This window comes from Cognatundibacterium griseum (assembly GCF_014284195.1).
Taxonomy (GTDB): Bacteria; Pseudomonadota; Gammaproteobacteria; order Burkholderiales; family Burkholderiaceae_D; genus Undibacterium; species Undibacterium griseum.
Window position 1 is genome coordinate 481,504 of sequence record NZ_JACOGC010000001.1, and the last position, 25,573, is coordinate 507,076.

The 25,573-nt window shown below is 57.5% G+C and carries 28 protein-coding genes; 4 read left to right on the forward strand and 24 right to left on the reverse strand.

What is annotated here, in order from left to right; genetic code table 11:
* Positions 1–25: 25 nt before the first annotated feature.
* The 8 genes from H8K27_RS02065 to H8K27_RS02100 form a co-directional block, all read right to left on the reverse strand.
* Positions 26–688 carry a TetR/AcrR family transcriptional regulator gene (locus H8K27_RS02065; protein WP_329604327.1) on the reverse strand — a complete coding sequence of 221 codons (663 nt, stop codon included), beginning with the start codon at positions 686–688 and terminating at the stop codon, positions 26–28.
* Between the two features lie 123 nt (positions 689–811).
* Positions 812–3,187: a TonB-dependent receptor gene (locus tag H8K27_RS02070; RefSeq protein WP_186861565.1), complete on the reverse strand. Its 2,376-nt coding sequence runs from the start codon at positions 3,185–3,187 to the stop codon at positions 812–814.
* A gap of 159 nt (positions 3,188–3,346) precedes the next feature.
* A complete protein-coding gene (locus tag H8K27_RS02075; RefSeq protein WP_186861566.1) occupies positions 3,347–4,639 on the reverse strand; it encodes an alanine racemase in 1,293 nt (430 codons plus the stop codon).
* Positions 4,636–6,066, reverse strand: a complete 1,431-nt coding sequence (locus tag H8K27_RS02080) for a D-arabinono-1,4-lactone oxidase (RefSeq protein WP_222610566.1) — start codon at positions 6,064–6,066, stop codon at positions 4,636–4,638. The genes H8K27_RS02075 and H8K27_RS02080 overlap by 4 nt, the downstream gene beginning before the upstream one ends.
* Positions 6,063–6,449 (reverse strand): c-type cytochrome, encoded by a 387-nt coding sequence (locus H8K27_RS02085; RefSeq protein ID WP_186861567.1) that lies wholly within the window; start codon positions 6,447–6,449, stop codon positions 6,063–6,065. The genes H8K27_RS02080 and H8K27_RS02085 overlap by 4 nt, the downstream gene beginning before the upstream one ends.
* 312 nt (positions 6,450–6,761) lie before the next feature.
* Positions 6,762–7,313: an RNA polymerase sigma factor gene (locus H8K27_RS02090; RefSeq protein ID WP_186861568.1), complete on the reverse strand. Its 552-nt coding sequence runs from the start codon at positions 7,311–7,313 to the stop codon at positions 6,762–6,764.
* Between the two features lie 3 nt (positions 7,314–7,316).
* Positions 7,317–7,526: a YgaP family membrane protein gene (locus tag H8K27_RS02095; protein ID WP_186861569.1), complete on the reverse strand. Its 210-nt coding sequence runs from the start codon at positions 7,524–7,526 to the stop codon at positions 7,317–7,319.
* A 288-nt stretch (positions 7,527–7,814) separates the two neighbouring features.
* On the reverse strand, positions 7,815–7,982 hold the full coding sequence (locus H8K27_RS02100) for a hypothetical protein (RefSeq protein ID WP_186861570.1): 168 nt from the start codon (positions 7,980–7,982) through the stop codon (positions 7,815–7,817).
* 132 nt (positions 7,983–8,114) lie between these two features.
* Here H8K27_RS02100 and H8K27_RS02105 point away from each other — a divergent pair, with 132 nt between their 5' ends.
* Positions 8,115–8,804, forward strand: coding sequence for a DUF6969 family protein (locus H8K27_RS02105; protein WP_222610567.1), 690 nt, complete (start codon positions 8,115–8,117; stop codon positions 8,802–8,804).
* A 123-nt stretch (positions 8,805–8,927) separates the two neighbouring features.
* Entirely contained in the window at positions 8,928–9,644 is a 717-nt protein-coding gene (locus H8K27_RS02110) for an MgtC/SapB family protein (RefSeq protein ID WP_186861571.1), read from the forward strand.
* A 15-nt stretch (positions 9,645–9,659) separates the two neighbouring features.
* Here H8K27_RS02110 and H8K27_RS02115 read toward each other — a convergent pair whose 3' ends face one another.
* Positions 9,660–9,989 carry a TfoX/Sxy family protein gene (locus tag H8K27_RS02115; RefSeq protein ID WP_186861572.1) on the reverse strand — a complete coding sequence of 110 codons (330 nt, stop codon included), beginning with the start codon at positions 9,987–9,989 and terminating at the stop codon, positions 9,660–9,662.
* A gap of 27 nt (positions 9,990–10,016) precedes the next feature.
* A complete protein-coding gene (locus H8K27_RS02120; RefSeq protein WP_186861573.1) occupies positions 10,017–10,487 on the reverse strand; it encodes a carboxymuconolactone decarboxylase family protein in 471 nt (156 codons plus the stop codon).
* Between the two features lie 72 nt (positions 10,488–10,559).
* On the opposite strand from H8K27_RS02120, the gene H8K27_RS02125 reads away from it, so the two are divergent.
* Positions 10,560–11,009 (forward strand): MarR family winged helix-turn-helix transcriptional regulator, encoded by a 450-nt coding sequence (locus H8K27_RS02125; protein ID WP_230418821.1) that lies wholly within the window; start codon positions 10,560–10,562, stop codon positions 11,007–11,009.
* A gap of 282 nt (positions 11,010–11,291) precedes the next feature.
* Here H8K27_RS02125 and lipA read toward each other — a convergent pair whose 3' ends face one another.
* The 3 genes from lipA to H8K27_RS02140 form a co-directional block, all read right to left on the reverse strand.
* Positions 11,292–12,302 (reverse strand): lipoyl synthase, encoded by a 1,011-nt coding sequence (gene lipA / locus H8K27_RS02130; RefSeq protein ID WP_186861575.1) that lies wholly within the window; start codon positions 12,300–12,302, stop codon positions 11,292–11,294.
* Between the two features lie 21 nt (positions 12,303–12,323).
* Positions 12,324–13,001, reverse strand: coding sequence for a lipoyl(octanoyl) transferase LipB (lipB, locus tag H8K27_RS02135; RefSeq protein WP_186861576.1), 678 nt, complete (start codon positions 12,999–13,001; stop codon positions 12,324–12,326).
* A 210-nt stretch (positions 13,002–13,211) separates the two neighbouring features.
* Positions 13,212–13,532: a DUF2917 domain-containing protein gene (locus H8K27_RS02140; protein WP_186861577.1), complete on the reverse strand. Its 321-nt coding sequence runs from the start codon at positions 13,530–13,532 to the stop codon at positions 13,212–13,214.
* 196 nt (positions 13,533–13,728) lie between these two features.
* On the opposite strand from H8K27_RS02140, the gene gcvA reads away from it, so the two are divergent.
* Positions 13,729–14,649, forward strand: a complete 921-nt coding sequence (gcvA, locus tag H8K27_RS02145) for a transcriptional regulator GcvA (RefSeq protein WP_186861578.1) — start codon at positions 13,729–13,731, stop codon at positions 14,647–14,649.
* Between the two features lie 220 nt (positions 14,650–14,869).
* Here the strand turns inward: gcvA and H8K27_RS02150 are convergent, their stop codons facing one another.
* From H8K27_RS02150 to H8K27_RS02200, 11 genes are all read right to left on the reverse strand, one after another.
* Complete coding sequence (locus H8K27_RS02150) at positions 14,870–15,151, reverse strand: HP0495 family protein (protein ID WP_186861579.1); 282 nt, start codon at positions 15,149–15,151, stop codon at positions 14,870–14,872.
* 81 nt (positions 15,152–15,232) lie between these two features.
* Positions 15,233–16,078 carry a D-amino acid aminotransferase gene (locus H8K27_RS02155; protein ID WP_186861580.1) on the reverse strand — a complete coding sequence of 282 codons (846 nt, stop codon included), beginning with the start codon at positions 16,076–16,078 and terminating at the stop codon, positions 15,233–15,235.
* A 205-nt stretch (positions 16,079–16,283) separates the two neighbouring features.
* Positions 16,284–17,432 (reverse strand): D-alanyl-D-alanine carboxypeptidase family protein, encoded by a 1,149-nt coding sequence (locus tag H8K27_RS02160; protein WP_186861581.1) that lies wholly within the window; start codon positions 17,430–17,432, stop codon positions 16,284–16,286.
* A gap of 111 nt (positions 17,433–17,543) precedes the next feature.
* The gene (locus H8K27_RS02165) at positions 17,544–18,182 is read right to left on the reverse strand and encodes an alpha/beta hydrolase (RefSeq protein ID WP_186861582.1); all 639 of its coding nucleotides are present in this window, start codon (positions 18,180–18,182) and stop codon (positions 17,544–17,546) included.
* Between the two features lie 48 nt (positions 18,183–18,230).
* On the reverse strand, positions 18,231–18,557 hold the full coding sequence (locus H8K27_RS02170) for a (2Fe-2S) ferredoxin domain-containing protein (protein WP_176804657.1): 327 nt from the start codon (positions 18,555–18,557) through the stop codon (positions 18,231–18,233).
* 96 nt (positions 18,558–18,653) lie between these two features.
* Positions 18,654–19,769: a VanZ family protein gene (locus tag H8K27_RS02175; protein WP_186861583.1), complete on the reverse strand. Its 1,116-nt coding sequence runs from the start codon at positions 19,767–19,769 to the stop codon at positions 18,654–18,656.
* Positions 19,770–19,797: 28 nt separating this feature from the next.
* Positions 19,798–20,409: an ABC-type transport auxiliary lipoprotein family protein gene (locus H8K27_RS02180; RefSeq protein ID WP_186861584.1), complete on the reverse strand. Its 612-nt coding sequence runs from the start codon at positions 20,407–20,409 to the stop codon at positions 19,798–19,800.
* Positions 20,410–20,474: 65 nt separating this feature from the next.
* On the reverse strand, positions 20,475–21,443 hold the full coding sequence (locus H8K27_RS02185) for an MlaD family protein (RefSeq protein ID WP_186861585.1): 969 nt from the start codon (positions 21,441–21,443) through the stop codon (positions 20,475–20,477).
* A 7-nt stretch (positions 21,444–21,450) separates the two neighbouring features.
* Positions 21,451–22,242, reverse strand: coding sequence for an ABC transporter ATP-binding protein (locus H8K27_RS02190; protein ID WP_186861586.1), 792 nt, complete (start codon positions 22,240–22,242; stop codon positions 21,451–21,453).
* Positions 22,242–23,366 (reverse strand): MlaE family ABC transporter permease, encoded by a 1,125-nt coding sequence (locus H8K27_RS02195; RefSeq protein WP_186861587.1) that lies wholly within the window; start codon positions 23,364–23,366, stop codon positions 22,242–22,244. Before H8K27_RS02195 ends, H8K27_RS02190 begins: the two co-directional genes overlap by 1 nt.
* Positions 23,367–23,675: 309 nt before the next feature.
* Positions 23,676–25,544 (reverse strand): phosphoethanolamine transferase, encoded by a 1,869-nt coding sequence (locus H8K27_RS02200; protein ID WP_186861588.1) that lies wholly within the window; start codon positions 25,542–25,544, stop codon positions 23,676–23,678.
* Positions 25,545–25,573 lie beyond the last annotated feature (29 nt).

The following is a 25,573-nucleotide window of genomic DNA, read 5'->3' on the forward strand; positions in this document are numbered from 1 at the left end:
CGTGACGGAGCAGGGAAAATACCGATCAGCGCCGTGCCGGAAAACGCTGCTGTATGCCCAGCAGCAGCACATCGAGCAGTGCATCCACATGATGTTGCGGGTCGAGTTTCGGCGTCCATACATCGCCTTCATCCATGACCAGGCTGATCGAAGTCAGTCCATGGATACCCTGCCAGAAAATCTGCGTCATCAGGTGCAGGGTATCGTCATCACCGGCGACCTGTCCGGCATCCCTCAGCTGCACAAACAGATAGTGGGCAAACGCATACGGGTCCTGCTCGATATTGCCATGCTCGACCACGGCGGCTTCCACCGGAGCATGCGGACGACGCTCCATGAACACCAGCGCGTACTCATCCGGATTGCTGAGTCCGTATTGAATATAGGCTTTGCCGGTGGCGCGGATTTTTTCTGCAGGATCGTCGCAGTGTGCTGCGGCTTTTTTCATGATGTCGACCAGTTCAAACAGCGTCTCGTCCATCGCCTGCGTGATCAGTGTCGCCTTGTCGTGAAACAGCGCATACACCACCGTGGTTGAAAAACCGGCTTCTTCTGCCACATTGCGGATCGTGAGTTCTCTGGCGCCGCCTTTTCTGACCAGCCCTTTAACCACTGAAATAATGTGTTTTTTCCTGGCTTCGGATTCGCGTCGTTTGCGTTCCTGTAAATTGGCAGCAGCCCTGGTCACAACTGAATTCCTATCAAAAGTTAAATGCCCGTACGGCATGAAGAGCATGCGATACGGGCTTATTATACTGAAGCCCTGCGGGAGCAAGAACAGAGATTCTCCCGCAGGTCAGCCAGAACTACACTACATCCGCACATTGAGCTGCATGCCCATCATGCGCGGCGCACTGACCGAGGCAAAGGGTGTCCCAAGTACGGCAGTGATCGGGTTGGCATTGAACACGTAACGCTGGTTGAACAGATTATTCACAAACAGCGATACGCCCCAGCGCCGGTCCTGCCGCTGCCAGCCGAAATGCAGATCGGTCCGGTGCTGCGGCCCGCCGATGTTGAAGCCGGGTGCCTTGACACAGCTCATCTGCGCGGCGGAATTGTCATTGCAGCGGGTCGCGCCGGTATAGGCATGTTGCAGCATCAGGTTCAGATTGCCATTGAGCACGTCATACCAGGTGTAATCGACGCCGCCCGTGATGCTCCATGTTGGTGTGCCAACCGGCTGGCCGGACAGGTCCGGTCCGTTCTGCACCACATAATGGGTGTATTTCTGATCGATGTATTCGGCATTACCAAACAGTTTCATCCCGCGCACAGGCGTCCAGCTGGCTTCCACATCGAGCCCGGTCGCATCCTGATCGCTGTTGGTGACCTGATACGCCGGAATCGGCGTGCCGGGCGCCTGAATCAAGGTCAGCGATTGCAGATTGGTGAACTTGTAATGGAACAGCGAGGCATTCAGCATCAGCTTGATGTTGCGTAGATAGCTCTTGATGCCGATCTCATAGTTCCAGACATCTTCAGGCTGGAATTGCGCGCCCATCGTGACCGAATTGAAACCGCCGGACTGATAGCCTTTGGTGACCGAGGCATAGCTCATGATATCCGGTGTGTAGTGATAATCCAGCACCAGACGCGGACTGACATCCGTCCAGCTTTTTTTCACGGCGGCAGCGCTGCTGGTGGCCGAACCATTGATGAAGAAATTCTGCGTCAGCGCAGCCAGTGCCGCATCCTGACCGGTGAAAAATCCATACTGGTTTGCCAGCGCGATCTGCTGATCCAGTCCCGCTGCCAGACGTGCCGGATAATTCCAGCTGAATTCCTTGCTGTCGCGCGTCAGGCGCAGCCCGGTCGTCAGATTCAGTTTCGGTTGCAGATGCCAGATCACGTCGCCATAGACGGCAGCCGACTGATAATCGCCGTGGTTAATCATGTTTTCCTGCCAGCTCTGACCGAGGAAATTCAGCGGCAGACCGTACTGGGCGGCACCACCGTTGAGCATGCTGAACAAGGGGATGCCGAGCATATTATTGGCAATCGTGTTGTAGCTGTCGGTGTTGGTGTTGACCTGGCTGATCTGGAAAGCATTTTCCTTATAAAAACTGGCGCCGGCCAGCCAGTCGGCTATCCCGTTTTTTCCCGCCAGTTTGAATTCCTGTTGCCAGGTGCTGTTGCGCTCGATGTTGGCGGTATTCAGAAAAGTGACCGGATTATTGGTGCCGTCTTCATCTTCCTGGTTAAACGAATTGAAGTGGCGGTAAGCTGTGGTCGATGTGAAATCGGCCCAGCCCAGCGGTTTTTCAATGCGGATGGTCACACCGTCGAAACGGCGGCTTTCGGTGTTGCCGCCGTTGGTATCGTTGTACACCAGTTCACGGCGCGGATCGACGAAACTGCTGATGCTGGCCGGGAACGCTGGCGCGGTGCCTGCCGGACTGAACGGCACCAGCGAGATCGGCGGACGTGCCATCTGGTTCAGGTTTTCATGTTCCCAGGTCAGCAGGACGCGGGTTTTTTCCGGCCCTTTCCACAGCAGACTGGTGCGGGTTCCCCAGTTGTTCTGATCTTTGTAGCGCTGGCCGTTGCCGCTGTCACGCAGCCAGCCGTCGCTTTGCTGGTCGACGGCATTGAAGCGCAAAGACAGGTCGTTGCTGAGCGGAATATTCAGCAGCCCGGACAGATAGCGGCTGCCGTAATTGCCGGCCCGCAGTGTGGCTTCCGCTTCCAGTTCATCGGAGGGTTCGTTCGATACGATGGAGATGGCGCCGCCCGCGCTGTTGCGTCCGAACAGTGTGCCTTGCGGACCTTTCAGGATTTCAATGCGCTGCACATCGTTGAAATTCATCAACGCGCCGCCGGTTTTACCGCTATAGACGCCATCGACATACACGCCGACCGGCGCATCGGTGCCGATGCCGAAGTCTTCGGTGCCGACCCCGCGCAGATAGAGGGAAGGCTGGGTGGCGCGGTTGCCATCGGCCTGCAGGCCGGGAATAAAGCCATTCATGCTGCCCAGATTGGTGATGCCGGTTTTTTCCAGCTGCTCCGCCTTCAGAATCTGGAACGGAATCGGCACTGCCTGCGCTTCCTGCGCGCGGCTCTGGGCGGTGACGGTCACGGATTGCGTTGCCTCCTCATCGGCATGCGCCAGCGTCAGCACCCCGGCTTCCAGCAACAATGCCTGCGTGATGCAGACAGCGATTTTTCGTTTTTTCAGCTGCATGTGTCTTCCTCTTTTTCTGGTTTGGATGGATGATAAAAAACGGCGAGTTGGCTCTTGTCCTTTTTACTCACCGCCGAACTGAGTTCAATATCTGCGTTGAATTTCTGCTTTGAACTTCTTCTTTGAGCATCAGCGTTGAACAACTACCTTGAAAACGCCTCAGGCGGTGGCCGGAAATACCGGCCACATGGCGCTGATCCTGCCTTCGTCGAGCAGGGCGATATCGCCGAATTGCTGCAACACCGCCTCGCTCTGGCGCGGCCGGAAAAACACCGTGTCATCGACCTGCAGTTGCTGGCGGCCTGATTGCAGCAGCAACTGCTGATTGGATGAGGTGCCGTACAGTCCGCTTGCGCTGAGCCCGGCAGGTGATACCGGGTCTGCCAGCCAGTTGCCGCCGTAAATGAAAATTCCCTGCTGCTGGTTTGGGTCCCAGGTGCGGGCAGCGTCGCCGAGCCATTCCACGCCGTAAGGCATGCGGAACTGTTCACTGACTTTCAGCACCGGTGTGGCGATCAGTGCCGCTGTCTGCAGATCGGACAGAGAGGGAAGATCAAAGTCCGAAGGCTTCACCATCGCAGAGCCGACCGAGACTTCATTCTCAATCCCGCTGCCGTCATACAGGCGGTAAGTCGGCGAGCCGCCGGCATTGAACACCAGCGGATGATGAATTGCGTGCGTACTGCTGCGGTTCAGCACGTCAATCGCCTCCTGCGCCATCGCGGTATAGGTCTGGTGCGCGTGTGCATGCGCCTGCTGCTGCAACCCCGGCAGATCGGGAATCTTGGCGACATGGGCGTCATAACCCATCATGCCGCTGAATTGCAGGCGCGCTTCGCTTTGCAGCAAGGTCAGCATTTCATGCAGTGTGGTCATGCTACCGATACCGCCGCGATGCAGGCCGACATCGATTTCAAAACTGATGCGCATCACCGTGTTCAGCTGGCGCGCCAGATCGCGGTATTGCACCAGCCGTTGCGGCGTGTCGATCAGCCATTGCAATTGCTGCTGCGGAACGAAGTCGCGCGGATTGCGGGCATGTTCCTGATAGAACTGCGCGGCAGCGGCCACCGGCATCGGCTTGCCCAGCAAAATATCATTGCCGCCCTGCGCCATCATGCGCAATTGCGGCAGACTGAACAGCATCATGCGCGGGCTTTGCGTGACGGCACTGATTTCACGGATCAGCGCTTCACAGGGCAGTGATTTGACTACCAGCCGGAACTGCATGCGCTGACCGATATTACGCATGATCTGCTGCGCATTGTGCAGCAGCCGCTGACGATCTATCAGCAGGACCGGGGTGCTGATGCCTGCCTGCTTCAATGCCTGCGCACTGCGCGTGAAGTAAGCATCATGCGGCGCACCTTTGGCTGAGGGCCGCAATGCCCACAATCCCGCCAGTCCGATACCGGTTGCGGCCAGCAGTTTGCGTCGCTGACGGGAAATCATGATTGCACCCCGAAAATCTGGCGCAGATGCGGATTGAGCATGCGGCCCGCCGGATCGTATTCCTGCCGCAGCGCCAGGAAATCTTTCCAGCGCGGATACAGTGCCGCAAAATCGCCGGCCTGATGCGCATGCAGCTTGCCCCAGTGCGGGCGGCCCTCGTAACGGCGGAATACCGGCGCAATATCGTCGACCAGATAGCGCCACGCCTCTCCAGCCGCAGCATGCACTGCCACCGAACAGGATGCGCGCTGATAGAACGGACTGAGCCAGGCATCATCTTCCTGCACAAAACGGAATTCCAGCGGGAAGTACACGTCGTTGCGCTGTTCCAGCCGCTGGATCACCTCGCGCACGCAGGCAATGCCAGCCTCTTGCGGCACATGGCATTCGGATTCGTTAAATCGGGTCGGACGCGACGTGGACAACAGCTTCCAGGACTGATCCTGTGCGGTTTCCTGTTGCGCCGGATTGATAAGTTTTTTCGCAATCCAGCGCCGCAACTCGGGGAAGCGGCCCAGCCGGTCGCGCAGCTGTTTCAGGCTGTGCAACATGGCTTCGTCGCCGGAATCGGGGCGCAATTGTTCAGCACTGGTCGCAATATCATGCGTGATCGCTGCGGCATAGCCGGTGAACGGCAGATAATAAAATTCAAAATGACGATGCTGCCTTGCCAGTTGCGGTGCCTGATCCAGCATGTCCTGCACCGGCAGCAGCCAGACTTTGCGGCGCAGACGATAGGCCGGTACCGCCTCCAGCGTCATTTCGGTCAGGATGCCGAGACTGCCGAGCGATACTTTGGCTGCCTGCAGCAATTCGGGAAGGCGTTGTTCGCTGTATTCGACGATTTGTCCGGAGGGTGTCGCCAGACGCAGCGCTTTCACTTTTGCGTGCAGCGCCGGTAAAGTCATGCCGGTGCCATGCGTTGCGGTGCTGATGGCGCCGGCCAGCGATTGCGCGTCAATATCCGGCTGATTGTGCATCGCCAGTCCGCGCGCATCCAGCTCGCGTGCCAGTTGCGCCAGCCGTGTGCCAGCCTGTATCCGCACCAGCGCGCCGTCCTGACCGGCAATGCCCGACAGGCTGTCGAGCGACACGATCTGCCCCGGTGTCGGCACCAGCGTCGTGAAGGAATGCCCCGCGCCCACGCAGCGTACCGGCGACTGGCTGTTTGTCAGCAACTGCAGTACCGCTGCCTCATCGGCCGGGCTTTGTATGGCCTGCGGCTGGCAGGTCTGGATGCCGGACCAGTTTTGCCAGGTCAGCGCCTGAGCGGAAGTTTGCGGTGGCAGTGCAGGCGTTGGCGGTGTGAATGGTTCAACCGGCATCCGGGAACATTCCGCCAGAATACCGATACCGCCGAGCGCACCGGCGGCAACACCGGCACGGATCAGATTTCTGCGCAGAGCGCTGGGAGTGTGCTGGGTCATGCTGCTTCCTTTGCCGGATGTGCTGTGTGAATCGGGGTGGACATGAATTCGATCAGGCGACGTAAATCCTGATCGCTGCAGCCGCTGCAAAAGCCCTTCGGCGGCATGGCCTTGTAGCCATCGCGCGCATGTTGCAGCAATACCTCCTGACCCTGCGCCAGCCGTGGCGCCCAGTCGGCTTCAAAGCCTACCAGTGGTGCGGTGCTGGCCGGGGACACATGGCAGCTGATGCAGGAGCGCTGATAAATCTGGGACAGCGCCATATCGGCGGGGCGTGCGGCTTCGGCAGCGCTGATCTGTTGCGGTCCGGGCGTGACATGCTGCGGCTGGCAGGCGCACAGCAGCCATGCCGCGCTCACCGTCTGTATGAAAGTGCGGAACATAGAACAACATCCTTTTTTAACACTGCGCTCACAGTGGTGGCGCAGGCGAGTCTCTGTCTGTATTTTTTGTTATGCCGTTCTGGATGAAATAAAACAGCGTTTTTATTATATAACGTTGTTTTTTATTTGAAACAGCATTTTGTGACGACGTTGTTTTTGCGTCTCGCCAGAAGTTGTTTGTCGTGAGTTGTGACTACAGCCTGACAGGCTGTACCGAATGCCTGATGCGGCATCAGATTGTGGGATGAATGCGGAAAAAAGGAAGGGCGGCGTGCTGCCGCCGTAAAAGGTCAGGCAATCAGCGAAGAAATATCAGTGCGTGGACGGCGCGGTCGGCACGGTTTCCGGTGCCAGCAGGTATTCACGCACCAGTTCGCGGGCGCGGTGCAGGCGGCTCTTGACCGCACCGGGCTGTTCACCCAGCCGTTCCGCGATTTCTGCGATCGTCAGTTCTTCAAAGTCGCGCAGTAAAACCACTTCCAGATAATGTGCCGGCAAGGATTCCAGCGCATTCGCCAGATCAATCCGCAAGGCATCGTCCGTGCGGCAGCTGAGCTGGCGTTCTGCTGTGTCGTCTTCCAGCGGATCATGCCTCAGCATCAGGCGTTCGAGCTTGCGGCATTCGCGTTTGATCACGGTAAACAGCCAGGAAGAAAAGGCCGCTGCCGCTTTCAACCCCGATACTTTGCGTGAAATCACCAGCAGCGATTCCTGCACCGCATCGTCAATATCGCTGGCCTGGCAATGGCGGCGGGCATAGCGCCGCGCATCGGCCTGGCAGACTGTCAGCAAGCGTTTGATGGCAACAGGATCACCGGCCTGCGCCGCAAAAATCAGGTCAGTTCTGTCGATCCCGCTGGTCATGATTTATTTCCCCTTATCGAGTTTGCGGCCCACCATAGCGCACATCGGGCAAAAGCCGATCAGTCCGGTGACCGCCAGCATTGCCGCCATGATACCAATGCCCGTCATCATGGCAGAAGTATTCCAGTTCATTGCAGCAAACGCCAGCCCCATGATACCCATGACGATGCGTAATATACGTTCCCATCCCGGGACATTCTTTGTGTAAAACATGGTGTTCTCCTTTTTGTCAGTGTGAGGTCAATCCTCCTTTGCTAAGAGCCGGGTTCGCATGAAAACGGTTCGCGAAAATTAAAAAATATTCTTAAATACATTCTTAAAAATATTCTTTAAATTTTTTTATACAGCATTCCTCCGGTCCGCCGCAGTAAACGACAAACGGCCAGCGTGATGCTGTACGGCAAGCCGGAGACTTCAAAAAAAATATTGAGAAACCGCGAACCGTTTTGTCCATTCACCTCCTCTTAGCTGGGCAGGTTATACCTCTGCACCTTTACTTTCTTAATCTGATCTGGAGACACACATGAAATCTTCTTTGAAAATGGCTTCGCTGGCAGCACTGACTGCAGCAACTCTGGCGCTCCCGGCAGCCGCAGGCGACATGCCGGACGCACAGGCAAAATGCCAGCCAGCCGGCATGCGCAAATGCGCGCCGAAATGTGCAGCCAAGTGCGCCCCGGCAAAACATGCCAAAGCCAAATGCGGTGCAAAATGTGCTCCGAAGTGCGCTCCTAAATGTGCCCCGAAATGCGCGCCTAAGTGTGCGCCTAAGTGTGCACCTAAGTGCGCTCCAAAACACTGATGAGCGCATCGTCCGGACGCAGGCCGGCAGCGCCGGCCAAGACCTCCGGAGCGGCTGCCGTCCGGCGTATTCTGGAGACATACGCCGGGCTGGCGGAGCGGGGTGAGCACCTGTTGCACCGCCTGCTCGCCGGTCAGACTCCCCGCCAGTGGCAGCATTATCCGCAGGAGGATGCGATTGATCTGCGCAGCGGCTATCAGTGGTTTTATCACTCGCACTCTCCCGAAGACCGGCCTGGCAGCGCTGAGCACGGACACTTTCACCTGTTTGCCCGCCGGCCTCTGTGGAGCAGGCGGTTGCACTCTCATGCCGGACAGGCATTTGCCAGGCTCACCGGGCAACCGCAGCGGACGGTGCAAACCCGGCATTTGCTGAGTATCGGTCTGGATGCGAAAGGTGTGCCGGTCAGCCTGTTTACGGTGAACAGCTGGGTCACCGGCGACCTGATGCTGAATGCCGCCCTGACCGAACAATTGCTGGCACGGATACAGCTCAACACCGGCCACCCTGACATTGAACGCATGCTGACAAACCTGATCCGGCTCTGCCTGCCTCAGATCAGGCTGTTGCTGGCTGCGCGGGATGCGGCGCTGGCCAGCCGTCAGCCGGACACCGTGCTCACGGATCAGACACTGGAAGTGCTGTCGCATCTGCCGATTGATCTGGACCGGCAATTCCTCGCAGGATAAAACCGTACCGCCCCTGAACAGTCACCTGTTGCGCTGCCGCCGGATCAGCAGTTTTTCTGAAGCGCAGGCAAAAATTGTTTATCATTCTGAAAACATGAATAGTGACTTTTCTGACGGGGCAAGATGGAAGCCATACAAAATATCAACCTGAGTTCATTTCTGGACACCTTGCTGAGCCTGATTACCGCCTTCACGCTGGGCGGTGTCATCGGTTACGAACGGCAATACCGGCAGCGGACGGCTGGTCTGAGAACCAATGTGCTGGTGGCTGTGGGCGCGGCGGTATTCGTCGATATGGCAAACCGGCTGGAAGGCCACGCCGGTGCCGTGCATGTGATCGCCTATGTGGTATCCGGCATCGGTTTTCTTGGCGCCGGTGCCATCATGCGTGAAGACGGCAATGTGCGCGGACTGAACACGGCGGCAACCCTGTGGGGCTCAGCCGCAGTCGGCGCGGCCGCCGGGGCCGACCTGATTCTGGAAGCCATCGCTGCGACCTTGTTTGTACTGGCAGCCAATACGCTGCTGCGACCCATCGTGAACCGCATCAACCGGCAGCCGATTGAGGGCGATGAAGTGGAAGTCACCAACACGGTGTATATCATCGCGGCCAAACCGCATCAGAAACTGGTGCTGGCGCATTTGTCCAGAGAGCTGGAGCTGGCGAACTACCCGATCCGCGATCTGGAAGTCCATGCATTCGGCAGTGACGATATTGAAATCGAAGCCACGCTGATGTCCACCTCGGTGAATTCCGACGAACTGGATGCCATCCTGAGCCGCATGGCCGACCAGCCTGCCGTGAAGCAGGCATTCTGGAGCCCCAGTACGACCGAGTAAAGACGCATATTTTCTTTATCGGTCTTCTGAGGCGAGGATGGCCCGCCTGGCCCAGACCAGCAATTCTTCGGGCTGCTCAAACAGTTCCTCTGGCAAAGAATAGAATTTCCTGACCTCGACAAGTCCCTTTTTTGTGCTGTATGAAAACGGCTGACAACCACATCTTTCATAGTCAGGCCGGGTGTCGGCGTTGACGCGAAAGTACAAGGTATTTCCCATGATCATGGCGAACTGAATACCCTGGTACTTCATGGCGTGGCCGCCGAAAAATTTTCCATCCGTGAACGGCGCTAATGGTGCAAGAAGCTCCCGCACGTAATCGACGAATTGACTGCTGGTATTCATGCACCCTCCTGATTGGGCCGTATGGACTTATTCAATGGGCGGCGGAAATTTTAAAGCGCCAGCGATACGGTTCCAGGCGTTGATCGCACCCACGGTCACGGTCAGGAATGTGACTTCCGTTGCCGAAAACATCGCTTGCAGTTCTGCATAAACCGATTCCGGAACAGGATGTTGCGCCATCAAAGTCAGGGCTTCTGTCCATGCCAGTGCGGCACGTTCACGGGGAGAGAAAATACCCGCATCACGCCATGCTGCAACCAGATCTATTTTGGCTTTTTCTATGCCGAGTTTTCTTGCCACGTTTAAATGATACTGCAGACAGAATGCGCAACCGTTCAATTGCGACGCCCGCAATTTCATCAGTTCAGTCAGTTGTTTTTCCAGCCCGGAGTCATCGATTGTTTTACCCAGCAGGCTTAATGCTTCCACCACGCCGGGTGCCGTTTTCACAAAACTTGTCCAGTCGACTCGTTGATCTGATAAACGCGATGTTGTCATGGTCAGTCCTAAACGATAATATAAGAATTCGAATAATAATAATCGAATTCTTACACTATGCAAAATTCAACTATGAACAGCACGCCCATTCCGGCAATCGGGGAAGGTAAGCGCGGCGAGAACGGACATATTGGTTATCTGCTGCGGCAGGCTTATGCAGCCTATCGCATCAGAATGGAACAGGCGCTGCGAGAGTCGGGGCTGACACTCCCCCAGTTTTCCGTACTCACCATGCTTGCTGCATATCCAACAGCTTCTGGTGCGGAATTGGCGCGCTTATCACTGCTGACACCGCAGACAATGAGTGTCATCGTCGCCAATCTGGAGCGTGCGGGAATCGTGTCAAGAGAACCGCACAAACTGCATGGCAGGATTCAAGTCATCCACATCACAAAAGCCGGTACGGCTGTGCTGTCGCGCTGTAAATTGGCTGTGCAGTCAGTCGAAAACGCACTCTTGACCGATGTCAATGCGCGTGATGAGAAAGTAGTCCGCCGCTGGCTGGTGAGTATTGCCAAATAGTTTGCTATTGATGAAAGCGCAATACAGAAAATGACACTTCAGGACCGCGAGAAAACGATAGACCTGAATCCGGGAAAGATGAACGGGGATAAACGTTTATATCCGGTGCGTGTTCTGTGGTTCGTAAAGATGGTTTACCAGAACCCGTCGATACGCCGGCAATGTTCATCCTTTGGGGACATAACACTGCCGGCAGGTGCGTATGACATACAGATATGTCGTGAACCATTGACTGAAACGCTTAATTGAATTGTCTCGTCAGTAGCTGATTTGTCTCACCACTCACTGGTGGTTCACATCCGTTCCTACCCCGTGTGCCTGTTGATCTGCATGGTATGACGATCGTACCATTGCGCCGACAGCGGCGTGGGCGAAGCCCATTTTGTAGGCTTCTTCTTCGTACATTTTGAATACGTCGGGATGCACGTAACGGCGCACCGGCAGGTGATGGCCGCTGGGTGCGAGGTACTGGCCGATGGTCAGCATGTCGACATTGTGGGCGCGCATGTCGCGCATGACTTGCAGCACTTCTTCGTCGGTTTCGCCGAGTCCGACCATGATGCCGGATTTGGTTGGGACGCCGGGATGTTGTTCTTTGAAGCGTTTGAGCAGATTCAGCGAATATTCGTAATCAGAACCGGGGCGGGCTTCCTTGTACAGGCGCGGCGCGGTTTCGAGATTGTGGTTCATGACATCCGGCGGTGCCATGTTGAGGATTTCGAGTGCGCGGTCCATGCGGCCGCGGAAATCCGGGGTCAGAATTTCGATGCGGGTCAGCGGCGACAGTTCGCGGATTTTGGTGATGCATTCGGCAAAGTGCGCTGCCCCGCCGTCGCGCAGGTCGTCGCGGTCGACCGAGGTGATGACGACATAGCTGAGTTTCAGGTCGGCGACGGTTTTTGCCAGATTCAGCGGTTCGTTCACGTCCAGCGGATCAGGGCGGCCGTGGCCGACGTCGCAGAACGGGCAGCGGCGGGTGCATTTGTCGCCCATGATCATGAAGGTCGCGGTGCCTTTGCCAAAGCATTCGCCGATATTCGGGCAGGAGGCTTCTTCGCAGACGGTGACCAGCTTGTTGGCACGCAGGATGTCTTTGATTTCGTAGAAGCGGGTGGTCGGCGAACCGGCTTTGACGCGGATCCAGTCCGGCTTGGGCAGGCGCTCCATCGGCACGATTTTGATCGGGATGCGCGCAGTCTTGCTGGCACCCTTCTGTTTTTCGGTCGGATCGTAAGCGGCTGACGCGGTATTCTGGTTCAGGTCTGGGGAGGCAGGTGTATTTTCGGTTGTCATGGTACGAAGCGTATCGAAAAATCAGGGCGTTTCGGTGGAAACGGATAACAGGTCTTGCAAATTTCTGGCGAGGGTCGCCTGCACGTCGGCAAGTGCGGCATCGACGCCCACGGTTTTCATGTCGACGGTGGCAAGACCGGCATAGCCGCAGGGGTTGATCCATGAAAACGGCGCCAGATCCATATGCACATTCAGCGACACGCCGTGGTAGGTGCAGCCGTTACCACGGACCTTGAGGCCGAGCGCGGCGATCTTGGCGCCCTGGTGCGGGCCGTGGCTGAGGTAGATGCCCGGCGCGCCGGTTTTGCGTTCACCGGCGATGCCGCTGGCGGCCAGCGTGTTGATGACGGCCTGTTCGATCTGATGCACGAATTCGCGCGCGAACAAGCGTGCTTTCGGATGGCTGCGGCGCAAGTCCATCATGAGGTAAATCACCGCCTGACCGGGACCGTGGTAGGTGACTTCACCGCCGCGGTCGGTCTGCACCACCGGCACATCATGCGGCGCCAGCACGTGCGAGCGGTCGGCGCCGAGGCCGAGGGTAAACACCGGCGGATGTTCGACAATCCAGAATTCGTTTGGCGTGTCGGCATCTCTGGCGTCGGTAAAGGCGCGCATGGCATCGAAAGTGACCTGATAAGCTTCAGTGCCGCGATGCAGGATTCTGGGAGTGGCAGAGGATGTGGGAGCTGCTTGCATAAGGTGCTAGTGTAACATTTTGCACCGGAACAGGCCGTAATTCTTGCAGCGCCGGGAAATGCGGTTTGTGTGCGGGACTGTGTTGCGTAGGCTGCCTTGATTACCCTGGCTTGCTGAATGCGGCAGGAGAGTGGTGTCGGGCAGGCATCCGGGCGGATGGCTGACCCCTGGCAGGGCCGGCAGTCCGCTCAGAAGCTGCGAACCGGACAATCAGGCCCAGGCCTGGGTGAACTTCTGCGTCAGTTTTTGCATGTAAGACAAGATACCGGAGCTTGCCGCTGTGTTCACTGTATTTCTGGCGCTGCAAAATTCGAGCTGGCTGTCTTGCTGATCGGCTTCCAGCACGATCAGGCGGTGCGCCGGAATGGTCATGGTTTCGCCGGCATGCAGCCAGAAATCTGCATCGACACCGGCGATGGTGAGCCAGACGCGGCCACGGCTGAGGCGAATCTGGCGTGCTTGCTCAGAAATGCCGGATACAGTTTCCCCAGCGTGCAGAGAGAGTGATTGGTTTGTGAAATTATTTGTCATTTCCAGACTCCTTGCTTTCAGGTAATTAAATCAACATAAATGATTTATCCTTGATTTTTAAGGGAAAATCTTCGTTGATTTTTCAATGAGTGTATTTTAGGCGCTATCAAAGCAGAAACAAAACGAGAAATTTTTGCTTTGCTTGCTAATAAAATTCACAGTAATATTTGCGCTGGACATATCAGTTATCACGTAAATGGATTTCCGGAAACTTCCCAATCTGGCCGCTTTGCGCGCTTTCGAGGCCGCCGCCCGGCATCAGAATTTCTCCAAAGCCGCGGAGGAGATTCATCTCACGCATGGCGCGGTCAGCCATCAGGTGCGCGCGCTGGAGCAGGAGCTGGGGGTGGCGCTGTTTGTGCGGCACGGCAAGCGGATTGCGATCACGCCGGATGGCGAGCAGTTTGCGGCAACGATACGGCAGGCGCTGCAAACGCTGGCCGAGGCGGCGGAACTGCTGCAAAACCGGCACCGTCATCAGCGGCTCGGGATTACTTCTTTGCCGTCATTTGCCGCACGCTGGCTGTCACCGCGGCTGGGGCGGTTTATTGAGCATTATCCCGATCTGGAGGTCAGCCTGCAGTCGAGTTCTTCGCTGAGCGATTTCGGGCGGGAACAGGTGGATATCGGCATTCGTTTCGGCCTGGGTAATTATCCGGGGCTGGTCAGCGAGTTGCTGATGGGCGACTGGTATTACCCGGTCATCAGTCCGCATTACAGTCTGGACAAGATTCCCGAAACGCCGCAGGAACTGGCGCGCGGACATCTGCTGCGCTGTGACGAGGAACCGTGGGAACCCTGGTTCCGGGCGGCGGGGCTGGATGCAGAGGAGCCGAGCGGCGGGCTGATTTTTCAGGATTCCTCGATGCTGGCGCGTGCGGCGGTGGACGGGCAGGGGATTGCGCTGGCACGCCATGCGATTGTGCAGTCAGACATCCGCGCCGGGCTGTTGCGACGGCTGTTCGATATCACGATTCCCAGCCCGGTTTCCTACTATCTGGTGTATCCGGCGCTGGCGCTGGACAAACCGCAGGTGCGCGCTTTCCGGGAATGGCTGCTGGCTGAGGTGGCGCAGGCAAAACAGGTGGAAGATATCGGATACTCCCCTGCTGTTTAAGGAAAATGCCCCTGTCCTCATTGAAAACACTGGGTGTTTTTATATACTGGAGGGGAGTATATTACGGGCTTTGACCCGGCCGGCCTCCTTTTATGGGGGGGCTGGGCGGTGAGCGGGGCGCGTATGCGGCTGCTTATACTGACAATTCCGACAATCCCGATAACAAAAAACGCCGCGCGGCAGGACAGCGGCGCGGCGGCTGAGGACAGTTGGTGCAGATTTACAGGACGACCTTGACCATCGGGTGACCGGATAATTCACGGTACAGGTTGTCGAGCTGCTCACGGCTGGTTGCCCAGACAGTGACGGTCAGCGAGAGGTAGGTGCCTTTGCTGGACGGACGCATGTCCATCTTTCCGGCATGGAAGGTCGGGTCATGCAGCGTGACCACTTCGATAATCGTCTGGGCAAATTCGGCATGCATTGCCCCCATGACCTTGATCGGGAATTCGCCCGGATATTCGATCAGGCTTTCTTCGGGGGGGATAGGTTTCATTTCCATCTTGTTTCCATTTCTTTCGTGGACAGCCGGGTCTGCCCGTCTGCCCAGAAAGAGGGAAGCAAAATCAGGGCAATACCGCAGTCAGGCTGCTTTGGCTAATTGATAAGCCGCATACAATTTTTGGTATATGGGGCCAGGCACGCCATTTCCAATAGTGTGCTCGTCGAGCTTGACGACCGCAAGCACTTCTTTGGTGGCAGACGACAGCATCACCTCGTCGGCGGCGAACACTTCTTCGCGGGTGATGCGGCGGCTTTCAAACGGAATCCCGGTGGCAGCGCACAGTTCTTCGAGCAGCGCGTAGCGGATGCCTTCCAGAATCAGGTGGTTTTTCGGCGGCCCCATCAGCATACCGTTTTTGACGATCCAGACATTCGACGCCGACGCTTCGCTCAGGTAGCCGTCGCGGAACTGGATGCTTTCAGCCACGCCATGCTCGGCGGCATTCTGCGCAGCCAGCACATTGCCCAGCAGGGAAATCGATTTGATCTCGCAATGCAGCCAGCGTCGGTCTTCCATCGACACGCAGGCCACGCCATGCTCACGCGCCGCAGCCGCCGGCAGCACGATAGGATTGGTCATGACGAACACCGTCGGCGTCACCTCTTTCGGAAACGCATGCGCGCGTTTCGCTACACCGCGTGTGATCTGCAGATAGACCATCTGGTCATCGGATTCGTGGGCATCCATCACCTGCCGGATCAGCGCCAGCCATTCTTCCTTGCTATGCGGATTGGGAATACCAATGGCTGCCAGACTGCGGAACAGGCGCGCCAGATGCTGATCGGCGCGGAACATTTTGCGGCCATAGACCGGAATGACTTCATAGATGCCGTCGCCAAAAATAAAACCGCGGTCGAGCACGGAAATCTTGGCTTCGGAAAGCGGCGTCATCGCGCCATTCAGGTAGACGAGAGGTTCGTTCATGATTGCACAGGAAGTGGGATGAGAAGGAGGCATTCTCACATAAATCCGGGACATGCCTTATGCAAATATCGCATACAAAGATGTCCGCGGGTTATCCATACACGTTGCCGGCAGGCATGAAAAAGCCGCATTGCCACTTCATTGATAGCAGCAATGCGGCTTGCACGGATGCTGAGCATCCGGGTGGCAATAGCGCCAGTGGAAATTACTTCAGCAGCAGGCGGATCGAATCCCATGCGCGGCCAAAGATGCTGGCCTGATCGACTTTTTCCAGTGCCAGTACCGGGAATTCGGCGACCGGTTTGCCATCGAGCATCATCTTCATGCTGCCGACCTTGCTGTTCTGCGCAATCGGCGCTACCAGCGGGTCTTTGCGTTCCAGCGCCGGTTTCAGTTTGGCGGCGCTGCCTTTTGGCAGGGTTACATACAGATCGCGGTCAAAGCCGATTTTGATTTGCGGCTGCGTGCCTTTCCAGACTTCTGGCGTTGCCACGGCCTGGCCTTTGTCATACAGCTTCACGGTGTCGAAATTCAGGAAACCCCAGTTCAGCAGTTTCAGACTTTCCTGGGCGCGGATCTGGTCGCTGGCGGTGCCAGTGATGACAGAAATCAGGCGGCGGCTGCCGGAGCCGTTCGGACGGTTGGCCGTCGACACCAGGCAATAGCCGGCAGCTTCGGTGTGGCCGGTTTTCATGCCGTCAACGGTCGGGTCCAGCCACAGCAGCCGGTTGCGGTTAGGCTGGGTGATTTTGTTGTAGGTGAAGCTCTTGGTGCTGTAATAGGTTTTGTAATAATCCGGAAAATCCGCGATCAGACGCGCTGCCAGCAGCGACAAGTCGCGGGCGGTGGCATAGTTTTCCGGGCTGGGCAGGCCGTGCGGATTGGCGAAATGACTGCTCTTCATGCCGATGCGTTCCGCTTCGCGGTTCATTTGCACCACAAAGGCTTCTTCGCTGCCCGCCACTGTTTCTGACAGCGCGACGGCGGCATCATTGCCGGACTGTACGATCAGGCCGTACAGCAGCTCATTGATCGAGACGGGCTTATTCGGCTCGATGAACATCTTGGAGCTGCTGGAATCGACTTTCCAGGCATGGGTGGACACGTTGACGCTCTGGTTTAAGTCGAGTTTCTTTTCCTTTAATGCAGCAAAGACCAGATACGCCGTCATGATCTTGGTCAGCGATGCCGGTTCAATACGGAGATCCGGTTCCTGCGCCGCCAGCACCTGATTGCTGGTGGCGTCCAGCAGCAGGTAGGATTTGGCGGCGATTGTCGGAGCCGGGAGAGTCTGTGCAAAAGCAGCCGACAGTGTCAGCAGTGATGCAGCAATCGAAGCGAGAAATTTTTTCATTGGTGAGGCTTAAGGATAAAAAGTACGACAAAAAAATACAGAAAATACAGCGGAAAATACTCAGTCAGACGACAACATTCAACCTGGTTGCATCAACCCTGACATGGCGTGTCAGGATGCATCCCACATACCGGTCACGAGCTGCTTGATGTGGTGCAGGCGGCGATGGAAAAAATGATCGGCACCCGGAATCACGGTCACCGGAATATCCTGCGGCCGCAGCCAGTCCAGCACCGCAGACAGCGGGATGGTGTCATCCAGCTCGCCGTGAATCAGGATGGTATTGGCCGGAATATCCGGCATGGCCCACTTGCCTGCAGCTGCACCGACCAGCACCAGGCGCTGCGCGGCCGCACCTTCCTGCATCAGTTTTTGCTGCAGCCTGGCCTGCACGAAAGTGCCAAATGAAAAGCCGGCCAGCGCCAGCGGCAGACCGGGAAAGCGCTGGCGCATATGGCGCAGCAGCGTTGCCATGTCATCGGTTTCACCGATGCCGGCGTCATGCGTGCCGGCCGACTGGCCGACGCCGCGGAAATTCATGCGGACCGCTGCATAGCCGAGGCCGGTGAAAGTGCGCGCCAGTGTTTGCGCCACCTTGTTATCCATGGTGCCGCCATACAGCGGATGCGGATGCGCGACCAGTGCCAGCCCTCGCGGTGCGGCAAAGCTGTCGCCGTCGGGCAGATCGAGCGCGCATTCGAGCGCGCCGGCAGCGCCGGTGATCAGAAAATGTTCAGTTTGAGCGTTCATGCGGACAGGAAATCGGGATCGGGACCAGGTGGCAGGTGTTAAGCCGGCTCAGGCATTCGGTAATTTCAGACGCTCCACGACGCCGCCGCCAATCAGGTCAACATCGATGATTTCATCGATATCGCTCTGATCGACAAAGGTGTACCAGGTTCCTTGCGGATAGACCACCAGCACCGGGCCTTCATCGCAGCGGTCCAGGCAGCCTGCCTTGTTGATGCGGATTTTACCGTGGCCGTTCATGTCGAGCTGTTTGATGCGGCGCTTGGCGTGTTCCTGCGCTGCCTGCGCGCCACGGTCCATGCAGCAGGGGCGGCCATCGTCGCGCTGGTTCATGCAGAAAAAAACATGCTTTTGAAAATACAGAGGTTCAGTCATGGTCAGGCATTCTTTCTTTTGCTGCTGTTACGCTGATGCGCCGGATGGTGCATCACGGAAGGCAGATATGATACTGCAAGTCGCTCCCCGCTTGTGTCAGCCGGGGCGCGGCTGGCGCAAAATCACCCATATCCCCAGAAATGGCCAGCATAGCGACAAAAACTGCGCGGCGCCGTTGAAATTGAGGAATTTCCCCTGTATCCAGGTCTGCATGGTGACTGTGAAATAAGGATTGTCCGGCAGCAGATTCAGCACGATCAGCGACAGTGCCAGCATCAGGAACGCCAGCCGTTTTTGCACATGCATCGGTGCAAACGAAAAGCCGTACAGCATCAGGATGGCAATCAGCAGGCCGGCGACTGCGCCCGGCGTCAGCCATGCAAACGCAAATTCCGGCCTGAACAGCAGCGCACTGGCAAGCGCCTTGGCCAGCAATGCCAGACTCAGCAGCAGCGCAGACAGCCAGAATTTCGGCGCATGCCGGTTCAGCAGGCTCAGCCCGATCAGCACCGCGCCGGTGCAGCCGCAGGCGGTGATCAGGGTTTCTGCCAGCAGATATTCTTCGGCAGTCAGCTGGATACCATGCAGCAGCATCGCGCTGAAGTCGATATCCATGTCGAACCAGTCGCTCAGGTGCTGCGAGGCCAGCGGGAAAATTTGGCCCAGTCCGAACAGGTAGGCCTGCGGATACAGTTGCGCCATCGGCCACAGACCGAGGATCACCAGATCGCGGCTGGATTCCCGTGTTATCCACTGCCGCCGCAGTAATTGCAGCCGCCCTTTTTCCAGCAGCAGCGGGGTCAGTGCCGCACCCAGCAAGGCGCCGATGAACGCGCCGCCGCTGTTGGTCAGGAAATCCAGCAATGAGGTGACGCGGCTGGGCAAGAAATACTGCACCAGTTCTGCAGTGGCCGACACCAGCGCGCCGAATCCGCTGGCCAGCAAGGCTGCCCACCAGCGCGGAACACGGGGATACAGCGCCAGCACGATCAGCATGCCGAACGGAATATAGCCGACGACGTTGATGCCGGCGTCAAATCCGGTCCAGTATCGCGGCCATTGCCGGATCACGTCTGGCAGCGCGGACAGATTATTGGCCTGCCAGCCGGTGAACGGATACCAGCTGGCATACAGGATCAGGATCAGATAAGCCACCAGGCAGCTGCGTGCGAATGGCGAGCTGCGCAAGGGCGGATTGGTGTCAGGTATCACGGTTCAATACTGTTCAGATAAACATGATTCAGGGATGCAGCTGGCTGTTCAGCCAGTCCAGCAAATCGGTGCTGAGCCGGTCGGCTGCCTGCTGCATTGCCTGTGCGCCGCCGGCGGCATCCTGCGTGGCCGACGGCGTCTGCCGCACAAAATTGCCCTGCGCGATGATGCGGCGGTTTTTTACCAGCACCGCATGCAGGCTGAGCTGCGCGTGGCTGCGCTCCGGCGCGGTGAAGATCTGGGAAAACTCCTGGAGTTCCAGATGCAGCAGCGGCAGGTTATCCACGCCATCTGCGGGACTGCCGAGCAGACTGCCGCGTGCTGCAAACTGCTGGCGCAGCCGTTGCGCCAGCAGTTGCGCTGGCGGCATGCTCCAGCGTGCCTGCGCATAAGGCTGCAGTTGCTGGCCGTTGGCATAATTCAGGCGATACAGCATGGCATTGCTGTCGAGCGCCGGTGTGGTCTGGATTTCCGCCAGAATCACCTGCAGCCGGGTATCCGGCACGGCTGCCTGCTGAAATGCGCCGAAATCGTAACTCTGTTTCGGTGCTGTGACGGTACCGGCGCAGCCGCCGAGCAGCATCAGCAGGCCGCCGAAGAAAAAGGCAATGACGCCGTGGCCGAGGTGTGAGAGTGACATGGTCGTGTTCCTTACTCGCTGTGCTGGATTCATGGAGGTGGCGTGCATGAGATGGGCAGTCGCAGTTAATGGGACGCAGAACGGGACGCAGAACTGGGCGCGGCAAACCCGGCTTCGCCGGGGCCGGGCGGTGTTGCCGGAGAGCCGAACAGCAGGCTTTGTGGCCGTTCGTTGAGCGCCTCGGCAGTACGGTTCAGTGAGCGCAGGCTGCTGCGCGCCTCGCCGGTCAGGCTCTGGATGCGCGGCAGCGTATCGCTGACGATGCCGCGGTTGATCTGGTCCAGCGCGGTGTTAAAGCGGGCGACCGGACCGTCGGCAGTTTGCAGCTGGTCGCTCAGTTGTGTCAGGCTGCGGCTCAGTTGTGCGGCATTGTCGGAGAGGTGATGCACCGACTGCAGGGTCTGCTGTGTCTCGCTCATCAAGACCGGCAACTGCGCCAGTCCCGGTTCCAGCCGCGCCGGCACTGCCTGCCATGCGAGCGCAGCCTTGTTCACGTTATCAATGCTGCTGATGATGATTTTCTGGTTTTGCGGGTCCAGCAGACTGTTCAGGCGGCGGGTCAGCTCTTCGGTCTGGGTCAGGATGGCCAGACCGCGCTGTTCCAGATTCTGCAGTGTGCCGGGACGCAGCGGAATCCGCGGCGGCGCATCGTTGTCTGCCTGCGCCTGCAGCAAGGGCTGCGTGGATTGCGGATCATCATCCAGCTGCACAAAGGCAATGCCGGTCACACCCTGATACGCGAGCGTGGCAAAGGTGGAACGGGTCACCGGTGTGTCCGGCAGCACTTCCAGCCGCAGGATGATCTGGCCGGGTGTTTTGGCATCAAAATCAATGTCGGTGACATTGCCGACCTTAATGCCTTTGTAACGCACCGCCGCCTGCAGATTCAGACCGGAAACGGCGGACTTGGTCACGATTTCATAAGGAACGCGCTGGATTTTATCGCGTCCCAGCCAGATTGCCAGCAGCGTTGTCAGCACGATCAGTGCAAGGGTGAATAAGCCAGCGATCAGGGCGTGTGAACGGTTTTCCATGGCTTTCCTAATTTTCCCAATATGGAGCAGGGGACAGAACTTCCATGGCGCGCCGGCCGCGGCCGCCAAGGAAGAAGCGTTGTATGAACGGATGATCGTACTGCACCACTTCCTGCGGTGTGCCGACCACGATCACTTTTTTTTCAGCCAGCACCGCGATCCGGCTGGAGAGCGCAAACAGGCTGTCCAGATCATGCGTGACCATGACTACCGTGAGCCGCAGCTGCTGATGCAGCGACTGGATCAGTCCGACAAAACTGTCGGAGCGGTCGGGGTCGAGCCCGGCGGTCGGTTCGTCGAGAAACAACAGTTCCGGGTCGAGCGCCAGCGCGCGTGCCAGTGCAATACGCTTGATCATGCCGCCGGATAAATCCGCCGGCATTTTCTGCGCGTGCTCAAAGCCGATGCCGACCATATGCAGTTTCAGATAGACCAGGTCGCGGATCAGCGCTGGCGGCAGTTTGCGCAATTCCCGCATCGGCTGGGCAATATTGTCGAACACGCTCAGCGCCGAGTACAGCGCGCCGTGCTGGAACAGCATGCCGGAACGCTTGCGCAATTCATCAAAATGCCCGGCCTGCGACACATGTAGGTCTTCGCCCAGTACCCGGATAGTGCCGCGGCGCGGTATTTCCAGCCCCAGCATCTGTCGCATCAGCACGGTTTTTCCGGTGCCGGAGCCACCCACGATGGACAGGATTTCACCGCGCCGGACATTCAGGTTCAGATGATCGTGCACCACGGCGCGGCCAAACTGGGTGCGCAGATCTTCGACTTCGATCACATGATCCGCATCCATCAGTAACCCACCTTGCTGAAAATAATGGCAAACACTGCGTCCGCGATAATCACGACGGTAATCGCAATCACCACCGAACTGGTGGTGCCGCGTCCGAGACTTTCGGTGTTCGGTTCGATACGCAGGCCGAAGTGGCAGGCGATCAGCGCAATCAGGATGCCAAACGTGACACCTTTGCCGAGGCCGATCCAGTAATTCAGCAGCGGCACCGCTTCCGGTAATTTATAAACGAAAAATTCCGGCGTCATGCCGAGCAGTGCTTGTGCCGAAATCATGCCGCCGATCAGTGCCATCACATCGGTCCAGATCACCAGCAAGGGCATGGCAATTGCCAGCGCCAGCACTTTCGGCATGATCAGCCGGAAGCCGTGCGGAATGCCCATGACCCGCATGGCGTCGAGCTCTTCGGTAACCCGCATGACGCCGAGCTGAGCCGTGATGGCGGAACCGGAACGGCCGGCCACCAGAATCGCCGCCAGCATCGGCCCCAGTTCGCGGATGATGCTCATGCCGAGAATATTCACGATGAACAGGTCGCCGCCAAAAGTGCGCAGCTGTTGCGCTGACAGATAAGACAGCACGATGCCGATCAGGATGCCGACCAGCGCCGTGATGCCGAGCGCCTGCGCACCCATGCGATACAGATTGGCGGAGAGTTCTTTCCAGGGGCCGCGCACCGGATGGCGCAGGAAACGGCCCAGATCAAAAATCAGCTGCCCCAGGAGGGTCAGCAGGTCGCGCGCATGACTGAAGAAACCCAGCATCACCATGCCGAGTTGCATGATGCTGTTGAGCCGCTGTTTCGGCGGCTTTGGCAGCGGACGCTGGCTGACCTGTTCCAGCCGTTCAAAAATGCCCTGATGGTTTGCATGCACCCGCAGCTGTGCCGGACGCCGGCATTGCCAGGCATGCCACAGCACCTGCGCGCCGGTATGATCGAGCGTATTGACGCCGCATAAATCCCAGATCAGGTCGCTGTGTTGCTGGTAACTGAGCAGCTCAGCATGCAGATTGTGCAGGCAATGTCCGTCGGTCAGCGCATGCACGGTCCAGTCGCCGGAGATCGTCACTGTCGCCGGACTTGACTGGCTGATACGCAGAGTGGGGGAGGTCACAGATCGCATCCCATGAGTGTACGCGAGATCGTGCTTTTGCTGCAATGAAGCAAATGCCGCCAATCGCATCCGGATTATTCACCACCGGTACCGGAGATTTTTCTGGTTTGAATCAGAAATCGGGGAGTATCCGTAAAAAAATGAGCTGTTGCCTACATAAATAAAGGGATTGAAAACATACTGGGGGGGAGTATATCTGGCTTGCAGGCATCCTGAAAGCCGCCTCATCCGGTATGCGGATGCTGTCGGCATCGTTTGCAGCCCCGCATTGACAGGTGTGCGGGATCAGCGGCGACTGGTCACGATGGCGACGCCGCTTTATTTCTCCTGCTGCAGCGGCGTTTTCCTGTCGATGACTTCGCGGCAATCGCCACGAAAGCTGGCATTGTCGTAATTACTCCAGCCGTAGCTGTCGACATAGCGGGTGTGGGCGCGCCATTTCCTGTTCAGGATGCTCCATTCCAGGCGTTCGTCGGGATAGCGCACATTGCCCATGTCGAGCAGCGTGTGAAAGACATTTTCAGTCGAAAGACGGGATTTCCGGTGCAGTTGCAACTGTTTAATCTTTTCCGGATACAGTTGCTGATAGGCGTCGGAATACCAGATGAATGCCGGAATATGGAATTCATACTGCGTGTTATGCCCATGAAACGCCAGATTGCAGGTGCCGTCATACAGCGTCTGTCCATGATCGGACACGTACATCATGGAAGTGATCTGATCGCTGGCCTTCAGGCGCTGGATCAGTTCCGACAAAATCCAGTCCGTGTACAGAATCGAATTGTCGTAACTGTTGTTCAGCGCTTCCTTGTTTTTCAGATCGGTATAAGCAGGATTATCGATACCGTACAGCGACGGCTTCCAGTGATCGTATTCCCCGGGGTGGCGGTGACTGTAATTCCAGTGATTGCCCAGCGTATGCAGCACGATCAGCTTTTTCGGCGCATGGTCCTGCAATGCGTGGCGCATGGGTTCCAGCAGCACATCGTCCAGATTGGAGCTATTGGTAAATCCGCCCAGATTCAGGAATTGCGTGACATCTGCCTCATTCGCAAAAACCGAAGTCGGCGTGTCAAACTGGCCAAAACTCATCTGGTTGGAAATCCAGAATGTCTTGAATCCGGCTTCCTTAAAGGCTGTCAGAAAAGATTTTTCGGCAAACCCGGCCTTCAGGCTCTGCGCCGCCGGCTTGCGCGACACAATGATCGGGACGGACAGGCGGGTGGCCGCCACCGCGCTGACCATGTCGCTGAAACTGACCAGATTTTCTTCCAGCGACAGCAGCGGATTGGTTTCCCTGCCGTAGCCATTAATCTGCCAGCGGTCAAAGCGGGACGATTCGCCGATCACCATCAGCACAGTCTGCGGCAGATTCGGATTACCTTGCAGATGTGCATTAAAGCGGAAGGCGCGGCTTTTTTCCGCCAGTTCATGCAGGTATTGTCGTTCGTGCCAGAAATCGGCAATCCGCAATGCCAGTCCGAACGGCCAGCTGCGCGCCAGCAAATCGTCGTCATACGGAATCCTGGCCCAGTGTGGTAAAGGCCCGATCTGCCGGGTTGCCGCCAGCCGCAATTGCTCGATCAGCGGATGACTGAGCGCATGACCGGAGGCGGCTTTGCCGGCGCCATTGTCAGCGTGGGCATCTCCGTGCTGCCCCGCCGCAATGCCGGTATCCGGTTTCTGCGCCTGCACCCCGACATATTCGCCATACGTCCAGACGCCGGCGCCCGCTGCAAACAGTGCCAGCAACAGCCAGCGGCTGCCGTGTGTCCAGCGCAGCACATCATGGCGCCGCGCAATTTGCAGCAGCCCCCACCACCAGCCTGTAACCGACACGGCCAGCAACAGCAACAGCCAGGCTTTGTAACCTAAAAATTCGGCAGCCTCTTTCGGGCTGGTTTCGAGCATGATGCCCAGATGGTGCGTGGAAATGCCCTGGCCGAAATACAAACGCAGATAAATTTCCACTGGCACCGCCCACATCGCCGGCAGCAGCACGTAATGAAACCAGCGGGGGTGCTGAAACAACGCCCACAGCACCAGCCAGCAGATCGCCTCGGTCGCCGCGATCAGCCAGCCATCTCCGACCGGTTTGCCCAGCAACACGGGAAAAAAAGGCACGACGGACAGCAGCAAGTAGCTCAACAGCAACACAGCCGGGCCGGGACGGAACAGGGAACGCATGGCAGATATCAGAACAACATCAAATAAGG

Coding starts and splice junctions, on each gene's coding strand:
- H8K27_RS02070 (WP_186861565.1), bottom strand. CDS start 3,187: ATGCAGCTGAAAAAACGAAAAATCGCTGTCTGCATCACGCAGGCATTG.
- H8K27_RS02075 (WP_186861566.1), bottom strand. CDS start 4,639: ATGATTTCCCGTCAGCGACGCAAACTGCTGGCCGCAACCGGTATCGGA.
- H8K27_RS02080 (WP_222610566.1), bottom strand. CDS start 6,066: ATGACCCAGCACACTCCCAGCGCTCTGCGCAGAAATCTGATCCGTGCC.
- H8K27_RS02085 (WP_186861567.1), bottom strand. CDS start 6,449: ATGTTCCGCACTTTCATACAGACGGTGAGCGCGGCATGGCTGCTGTGC.
- H8K27_RS02090 (WP_186861568.1), bottom strand. CDS start 7,313: ATGACCAGCGGGATCGACAGAACTGACCTGATTTTTGCGGCGCAGGCC.
- H8K27_RS02095 (WP_186861569.1), bottom strand. CDS start 7,526: ATGTTTTACACAAAGAATGTCCCGGGATGGGAACGTATATTACGCATC.
- H8K27_RS02105 (WP_222610567.1), top strand. CDS start 8,115: ATGAGCGCATCGTCCGGACGCAGGCCGGCAGCGCCGGCCAAGACCTCC.
- H8K27_RS02110 (WP_186861571.1), top strand. CDS start 8,928: ATGGAAGCCATACAAAATATCAACCTGAGTTCATTTCTGGACACCTTG.
- H8K27_RS02115 (WP_186861572.1), bottom strand. CDS start 9,989: ATGAATACCAGCAGTCAATTCGTCGATTACGTGCGGGAGCTTCTTGCA.
- H8K27_RS02120 (WP_186861573.1), bottom strand. CDS start 10,487: ATGACAACATCGCGTTTATCAGATCAACGAGTCGACTGGACAAGTTTT.
- H8K27_RS02125 (WP_230418821.1), top strand. CDS start 10,560: ATGAACAGCACGCCCATTCCGGCAATCGGGGAAGGTAAGCGCGGCGAG.
- lipA (WP_186861575.1), bottom strand. CDS start 12,302: ATGACAACCGAAAATACACCTGCCTCCCCAGACCTGAACCAGAATACC.
- lipB (WP_186861576.1), bottom strand. CDS start 13,001: ATGCAAGCAGCTCCCACATCCTCTGCCACTCCCAGAATCCTGCATCGC.
- H8K27_RS02140 (WP_186861577.1), bottom strand. CDS start 13,532: ATGACAAATAATTTCACAAACCAATCACTCTCTCTGCACGCTGGGGAA.
- gcvA (WP_186861578.1), top strand. CDS start 13,729: ATGGATTTCCGGAAACTTCCCAATCTGGCCGCTTTGCGCGCTTTCGAG.
- H8K27_RS02150 (WP_186861579.1), bottom strand. CDS start 15,151: ATGGAAATGAAACCTATCCCCCCCGAAGAAAGCCTGATCGAATATCCG.
- H8K27_RS02155 (WP_186861580.1), bottom strand. CDS start 16,078: ATGAACGAACCTCTCGTCTACCTGAATGGCGCGATGACGCCGCTTTCC.
- H8K27_RS02160 (WP_186861581.1), bottom strand. CDS start 17,432: ATGAAAAAATTTCTCGCTTCGATTGCTGCATCACTGCTGACACTGTCG.
- H8K27_RS02165 (WP_186861582.1), bottom strand. CDS start 18,182: ATGAACGCTCAAACTGAACATTTTCTGATCACCGGCGCTGCCGGCGCG.
- H8K27_RS02170 (WP_176804657.1), bottom strand. CDS start 18,557: ATGACTGAACCTCTGTATTTTCAAAAGCATGTTTTTTTCTGCATGAAC.
- H8K27_RS02180 (WP_186861584.1), bottom strand. CDS start 20,409: ATGTCACTCTCACACCTCGGCCACGGCGTCATTGCCTTTTTCTTCGGC.
- H8K27_RS02185 (WP_186861585.1), bottom strand. CDS start 21,443: ATGGAAAACCGTTCACACGCCCTGATCGCTGGCTTATTCACCCTTGCA.
- H8K27_RS02190 (WP_186861586.1), bottom strand. CDS start 22,242: ATGGATGCGGATCATGTGATCGAAGTCGAAGATCTGCGCACCCAGTTT.
- H8K27_RS02195 (WP_186861587.1), bottom strand. CDS start 23,366: ATGCGATCTGTGACCTCCCCCACTCTGCGTATCAGCCAGTCAAGTCCG.
- H8K27_RS02200 (WP_186861588.1), bottom strand. CDS start 25,544: ATGCGTTCCCTGTTCCGTCCCGGCCCGGCTGTGTTGCTGTTGAGCTAC.